The sequence below is a fragment of the Paenibacillus arenosi genome (genome assembly GCF_014841135.1).
Taxonomy (GTDB): domain Bacteria; phylum Bacillota; class Bacilli; order Paenibacillales; family Paenibacillaceae; genus Paenibacillus_B; species Paenibacillus_B arenosi.
The window spans coordinates 119815-126835 of the sequence record NZ_JACYTN010000011.1; the positions used below are offsets into that span (position 1 = coordinate 119815).

Consider the following 7021-nt stretch of genomic DNA (forward strand, 5'->3'; position numbering starts at 1 on the left):
ACCGAACACAGTTTAAAGTTATTATCAATTTATCCAAAGTTATGTTGAAAATCCGCCGTCGGAATCCTACATAGATTGGAAAATGACTTTTCACTAATAAGGACAAAAAAAGAACAGCTCATTGGCTGTTCTTCTTCCCAATCAAAATAGAATAATCAAAAGTTATCTTCATTTGATCGCAGTCTATCACTTCCTGTATCCTCTCTTTTGACACTCCCCAAGCTAATGGGGCCATTTCAATTAACTGTCTCAGTTGACGCCTATTTAATACGTATTCATATTGAATATATTGAACATCTAGTAGTTCAAATTGGCGCCTAAACAACGCTAGCGTCTGTTCATTCGAATAAACGTTTTTATCCACTTGGTTATAAAATAATCCCCGCAACTGCTGCAAGTATGCATGATTCGGAACTACTTTTACAAGGAAATCATCTTTCTCAAGCAACCTCTGGAATTCTGTATAATTGGCAGGAGATAATACATTTAGGATCACATCAAATGATTGATTGGCAAATGGACAATTCGCCAGATCGGCTACACACCAGATAGTATCCAGCGCTTCATGATCTCGGTATCCTTTAAGCGCTCTTGAAGCAGCTGAATCTCGCACTCCTCTTCTAGAAGCCAGACTTATTCCTTCCTTCGCAATGTCTATGCCCACGCCAAGATGTTTACCATGCGAGTGCTCCATTAACCTTCGCTGAATGTCAGACAAAAGGGAGCCTTCGCCACAGCCTGCGTCTAGCATTTTCAATCCATTAACGGTAGGTCCAACTGCACGTGCAATCGCCGCATACACTGCCTCGATCATCGGCGCGAAAAATCCATCTGCACTTATAGCTGAACGAGCCGTGAACAATTGCTTGTCATATTTGGTGGCATGGGTACGGGATAGCAAATTCACATAGCCATGCTTGGCAATATCGAAGCTATGACGCTTCCCACATACTAGGCTTCGAGATTGTACCCTCATCGATTGCAAGCAAATGGGACATGCAAAAATAGGTTGATAATGAGTAAGCAAACAGATGCTGTCATCTATTTTCGAATTATTTGTCAGCACAAAAAAAACACCTCATCCATTCAATTTGAGAGAAGGAAAAAGGCACAGTTAAATAAACTCAGGTCACTTTCATCAAAAATGACTCGAGCCTATATCTCTGTACCTCTCATTAACGCAAACGAATGAATTTGATGATCATAAGTAACAGCATCTCCAATATTTAACATTAGAAGGGATTAACGTCTGAATTAATCAGTCCTTTTACAGCTATTATAGCATGCTGAAAGTACCGTATGTTGTCCTTAGGAACACAATAAACAAAGAACCTTCCGCTCCACGAATATCAAGGAACGGAAGGTTGGATCGTTCAATTATTTAATCTCTTCAGCTAGCTTCGTGAAAATAACGCCCAGCGCGTAAGCTCCCGCATCTGGGTAACCAAGGCTGCGCTCGCCTACTGTACCTGCGCGTCCCATACGAGCGACAATCGTCTCCGTATGCTTCGCACCTTGCACAGCTGCTTCTGCCGCTTTTGTCGCTGCTGTCTTCATGTCATCGCCAGCTTCTGCACGTTGTACCCAAGCATCCGCAAATGGAGCAAGCGCATCTACCAGCGTCTTATCTCCTACAACTGCCCCGCGTCCAAAGGAACGCTCGCCTGTATCTTGAATACCTTTCACAACGGCTTGCATCATTGCCGCAAATTCTGGAGCAGACAGTTCCGTCTTATCGCCAGCCGCCTTGCTTGCCGCACGGAACGCTGAGCCCCAGATTGGGCCAGAAGCGCCACCGCAATGCTCCATAATGATGAGCGAGCATGCATGTAGGAAATCACCGATATTCGCCGTGTGATGCTTCATAATTTCCGCCCATTCACGCTTCAATTGGCGGAAGCCTTTCGCTACGCTCATGCCGAAGTCACCATCTCCTGCATGAGAATCCAGCTCACAGAATGGAACTTCGTTCTCAATGATGACTTCACTCATCTTATCCACGAGGTAAATGAGATTGTTCAAAGAGAACTTGTTGTCTTCTACAACGGCATACTTCGAATCCGTCTCGGAACGGAACGATACCTCATCATCAGACTGTGACTCCTCGTCTGCTTCCTCGATGTGTACTGGCAAAAACTCACCATTCACTTGAAGCGCAGGTGTATTACAGCTAGCCTGCAAATAATGCTTCAACTCATCGTTCAGCTTCATCATCGTTACCGATGCACCTGCCATATCAATGCTCGTCATATAGTTGCCGACGAACACTTTGAAGATCGTAATGTTCTTATCTTTCAACGCATTCACGACAGAGTTAGCAAGCAAGTACAGTTCCTGCAATGGGGAGCTGCCAAATCCATTGATGAGCAAAGCAATCTCATGCTCTTCACTATCGCTAAGCTTCATGTCACGAATAAGGTCCGCTACCATCTTGCTCGCAAGCACATCGGCAGATGCAATCTTCTCTCTGCGAATGCCCGGCTCACCGTGGATGCCGACACCGTACTCGATCTCGTCATCGTTCAACTGGAACGTTGGCGTACCTTTCGCTGGAACTGTGCAAGAAGTAAGCGCAAAGCCAATACTTCTCGTGTTATCAATTGCCTGCTGTGCAGCTGCTTTCACTTCGCTCAGCTCTTTACCTTCTTCCGCTGCTGCGCCAGCAATTTTATGCACGAATACCGTACCTGCTACACCGCGTCTGCCGACCGTGTACAAGCTGTCTTCTACTGCGATATCGTCATCGACTTTTACATAGTCAACCAACAATCCGTCTTCGCCAGCAAGGTGGGCAGCGTTTTTGAAGTTCATCATATCGCCGCTGTAATTTTTAATGATCATCAAAGTCCCTTTCTTACTAGCCGAAGCTTTCAGACCTTGATAGACCTGAATTTGAGAAGGGGAAGCAAATACGTCTCCGCATACCGCAGCATCCAGCATCCCTTGACCGACAAATCCCGCATGCGCAGGCTCATGACCACTGCCGCCGCCGCTAATCAGTGTTACTTTATCTTGGTTGATGTCTTTCTTTTTGATGATTTTATATTTGCTATTGAACTCCAATTCTGGATGCGCCAGCACGATACCTCTACACATTTCACGCACGAGCGTTTCTGGTTGGTTCATTATTTTTTTCATAGAAGACACCTCTTACCTTAATTAGTACATATTCAAAAAGTCGGCATTTTGAACAACCTTTACAAACAGCTATTTCCTTAATTAACAGTCGTCTTGTACTGCTGTCCCAATTGGTCCGCCACGATAATGGCTCCTACCACGTCATCTGGGGTTACTGGGAATGGCATCGAATGAATCGATTCCTCTGGGATGCACGCTTTTACAGCTACATTCATCAATTCTTCTCTTGTCACTTCATGAACACCGATATCTGCAAGACATACGGGCAACCCGACTGATACGCAGAAACCCAATACTTCGTCTAGCTCTTCTTTGTTTGCATTTTCAAGCACCAATTGCACAATTGTTGTAAATGCCACTTTCTCACCATGGAAATAATGATGCGCACCTTCTAATGCTGTCAATCCGTTATGGATCGCATGTGCTGCTGCCAAACCGCCACTCTCAAAACCTAGACCAGACAACAAAATGTTCGTCTCGATAATATTTTCAAGCGCTGGTGTCACGATGTTTGCATCCGAAGCCAACTTAGCTTTGTAACCATCCTCAAGTAGTGTTTCATAGCACAGCTTCGCTAATGCAAGCGCAGCCTTTGTTCCTTTTGCAGGCTCGCCTACACCTTCAATACGTCCGCACGGAAGCCCTGCGTTCACATTAGAGTAGGATTTCGCTGTTGCTCTTGCTTCAAAATAAGTAGACAGCGCATCACCCATGCCCGCTACTAGGAAACGCGTTGGTGCATTCGCGATAACCGTCGTATCAATCAATACGACACTTGGGCTTTGCTTGAAGTAAGCATAGTCGTCGAACTCGCCTTCTGGTGTATACAACACCGCGGAATGGCTTGTCGGCGCATCTGTCGCAGCAATCGTCGGCACAATAATAAGCGCCTCTCCCTCAGCTACACATTTCGCTGCATCGATTGCTTTTCCTCCACCAAGACCGATCGTGCAAGCACAATTATGCTCTTTCGCCAGCTGCTGCAAACGAGCAACTTCCTGACGGGAACATTCCCCATTAAAACCGCTTTCAACAATCGTAACTCCATACTCTTTCATCGTGTGTACTAATTTATCTCTAACGCGCGCTGCGTCATCTTTGCTAGCAATCAATAAAGCGGATTCACCAAATGTTTTGATGAAATACCCGAGATTTACAATTTCATTTTCACCTTGAACATATTTAGCTGGACTAATAAACGCTCTTCTCATGTTATTCATCCTCCTATGCGATCCTGTACGGTAATAGTCAATGCACAATTTAGTTCATACTTCTTAATCGTCTTCATACTTTCTAGCCTTGGAAATTTATTAATTCGATTTGTATGTAATTTTATTATAGGATTACCCAATCTGAAGGTCATTGAACAATGAAGTCTAAATAAAGCGTTTTCATATCACGTTCTAGCAGATCTTCTGTGCAAATAGGACGATCTTGTCCTTCCATAGGAATATCATGCTATACTTGATTCAAGCGTATGAATGGAAGATGGTGATCAGCATGAGCTCGCAACAATTTCAATTAGACAACATTATCGACCTGGAAAAGTGGCAGAAGCTGCAGGACTCGCTTTCTCTCGTCACGAAAATGGCCATCATTACGACCGACTATAAAGGCGTCCCCGTATCTCAACATAGCCAATGTCAAAGCTTCTGCAAGGCAGTTCGTCAAGATGAGTCGCTGTCTCCCTATTGTCAAAAATGTGATGCTAGAGGTGGACTTGATGCGGTGCGGCTGAATAAGCCTTATATATATCGATGCCACTTTAATATTATTGATATCGCCATCCCGATCATTGTGCATGATCAATATATTGGTGCCATTATGGCTGGCCAAGTGCTGTTAAAAGATGATAGTACGGTTGAGCTGGAACAGATCGTAACGCGTCCTCCTCGTGTGGAGACAGATGAGAAGTTTCGCAGCTTGGAGCAAGCTTATGCCGAGCTTCCCGTACTAACTTATGAAGAAGTAGCAACAATCTCCGATATGCTGTATCATTTGTGCAATTATATGGTGGAAGAAGCGATTGATAAAAATGCGGTGATTGAAAGCTACCGCCAAGCGTTGGGCGCGAACTCTTCTGGGGTGCAAATGGATGCTTCCGATCAGGAAAGTCGTTCTGCGGTGTATACGAATGTTTCTACGCGACAAGACCGTCCTGATATAAGAGCAACGGCATCGGCGAAATCAGCAAATTTCTCTAAGCTTCCCGTTCATGCTACCGCGAAAGAGGATTCGGGACATTCGACAGACAAGCTTGTAGACGAAGCAATTACGCTCCCTAATTCTGAAATGAAAAAGCATGTCTCTAGCTCCATACTTCAGCCTGCTTTTGACTATATAAATGCGCATAGAAGTGCCACGATCAAGCTTACGGATATGGCCGATCTTTGCCACGTTAGTCCGAGCTATTTTAGCCGCCTATTTACAAAAGAAACGGGTGAAAGTTTCTCCACATTTGTCCCACGCATGAAGATGGTATGGGCCAAGCAAATGCTGGAGTCTACCGATTGGGCGATTGCACAAATAAGCAATGAGCTCGGATTTAGTGAGCCTAGCTATTTTATAAAGACATTTAAAAAGTTTGCGAGATGCACTCCTGCTGCTTATCGGAAACTAACATGGGTAAATGATGGTATGAACATATAATAGATAGTAACCTTGTTTTTAATTACTAGCCGTTCAAATTGCTGACATGCACTACTTCAAGCAAAGGAGACTTGATATGAAGCTAAAAGTGCTGGAAATTGTTATTAGTATGGTGCTGGGATTCTTTACGGGAATCCTACTCAGCCCTGAAGGTATAGACATCGCTGCAAGCGGGCTTTATATTTTATTGGGCTGCATCCTTTGGATGCTCCTATTTATATTTTTGCACCTGCCTTCTAAGCAGCGTGATTAATTGGACATTGACTACTCGCTAATCTCTAGTGGCTAGTAGCTCGAATAGGCGATACGCCAAACTACACAGCATCCAAAACCGGCAAAAGTGCAGTTATTTTTTCTCAAAAACAGCGTATAGACGCAAATAAGGACAAAAATGCAGTTATTTTTCCCGTTTAAGCACCTAAAGTAGAAATATTTCAAAAATAAATGCATTTTTGTCACTATTAGCCCTGAAATGAGTTGAGTCCGTATAATTGTGTAAAATGGTGATTAAAAAAGAGCCATGAAATAGAGCCTCGTCTAGAATGAAGTTATGCAGACCCATTCAGAGGAGGTACTATTTATGGCTCAATATCATATTACCTTAGATGAACCATTATTGCATCAATTGTTTATTGGTGAGTCCCGGGATGCGGGAGTTGCTGCATTGCTTGAGACCGTTCTAAACCAGGTCTTGAAAGCACAAGCAACGGACCAACTCCAAGCGGAACATTATGAACGTACGGAGGAACGGCAAGGATATCGAAATGGAACCTATCCACATACGCTGACTACACGAGTTGGAAAGCTCACTCTGAATGTACCGCGCTTTAGGGACGGAGCGTTTTCCACGAAGTTGTTTGCCAGATACCAACGCAGCGAGCAGGCACTTGTGTTAGCTCTTATGGAGATGGTGCTCAATGGCGTGTCGACAAGGAAAGTGGCCAACATAACGGAAGAGCTTTGCGGGACAACGTTTTCTAAATCGACGGTTAGTGAGCTGTGTAAGCAATTGGACCCGATTGTGCAGGAATGGGCACAGCGACCGCTTAGCCAGAAGATGTACCCTTTTATCCTGGTCGATGCTTTATATGTAAAGGTGCGTGAAGATGGTCGAGTTCGCTCACGTGCTGTGATGATTGCCGCTGGCATTAACGAAAAAGGTACTCGTGAAATTTTAGGCTTGCAGATTGGCGATACCGAGTCTGAAGCAAGCTGGGGCGTCTTTTTCATGGAA

The 7021-nt window shown here is 44.3% G+C and carries 6 protein-coding genes; 3 read left to right on the forward strand and 3 right to left on the reverse strand.

The features are described 5' to 3' along the window. Positions 1–118: 118 nt before the first annotated feature. From IFO66_RS14420 to IFO66_RS14430, 3 genes are all read right to left on the reverse strand, one after another. Positions 119–1066: a putative RNA methyltransferase gene (locus IFO66_RS14420; protein ID WP_337913098.1), complete on the reverse strand. Its 948-nt coding sequence runs from the start codon at positions 1064–1066 to the stop codon at positions 119–121. Positions 1067–1377: 311 nt separating this feature from the next. Then, positions 1378–3138, reverse strand: coding sequence for a dihydroxyacetone kinase subunit DhaK (dhaK, locus tag IFO66_RS14425; protein ID WP_192025813.1), 1761 nt, complete (start codon positions 3136–3138; stop codon positions 1378–1380). 77 nt (positions 3139–3215) lie between these two features. Next, positions 3216–4349 carry a glycerol dehydrogenase gene (locus IFO66_RS14430; protein WP_192025814.1) on the reverse strand — a complete coding sequence of 378 codons (1134 nt, stop codon included), beginning with the start codon at positions 4347–4349 and terminating at the stop codon, positions 3216–3218. Positions 4350–4638: 289 nt separating this feature from the next. Here IFO66_RS14430 and IFO66_RS14435 point away from each other — a divergent pair, with 289 nt between their 5' ends. The 3 genes from IFO66_RS14435 to IFO66_RS14445 all read left to right on the forward strand — a co-directional run. Next, positions 4639–5787: a PocR ligand-binding domain-containing protein gene (locus IFO66_RS14435; protein WP_192025815.1), complete on the forward strand. Its 1149-nt coding sequence runs from the start codon at positions 4639–4641 to the stop codon at positions 5785–5787. 76 nt (positions 5788–5863) lie between these two features. Continuing rightward, entirely contained in the window at positions 5864–6040 is a 177-nt protein-coding gene (locus IFO66_RS14440) for a hypothetical protein (protein ID WP_192025816.1), read from the forward strand. A 327-nt stretch (positions 6041–6367) separates the two neighbouring features. After that, positions 6368–7021 (forward strand): IS256 family transposase (locus IFO66_RS14445; protein ID WP_192025817.1); only part of this gene is annotated, 654 nt, incomplete at its 3' end.

Bases quoted from the DNA above. Each gene is read 5' to 3' on its own strand.
- IFO66_RS14435 (WP_192025815.1), top strand. From the start codon at position 4,639: ATGAGCTCGCAACAATTTCAATTAGACAACATTATCGACCTGGAAAAG.
- dhaK (WP_192025813.1), bottom strand. From the start codon at position 3,138: ATGAAAAAAATAATGAACCAACCAGAAACGCTCGTGCGTGAAATGTGT.
- IFO66_RS14430 (WP_192025814.1), bottom strand. From the start codon at position 4,349: ATGAGAAGAGCGTTTATTAGTCCAGCTAAATATGTTCAAGGTGAAAAT.
- IFO66_RS14440 (WP_192025816.1), top strand. From the start codon at position 5,864: ATGAAGCTAAAAGTGCTGGAAATTGTTATTAGTATGGTGCTGGGATTC.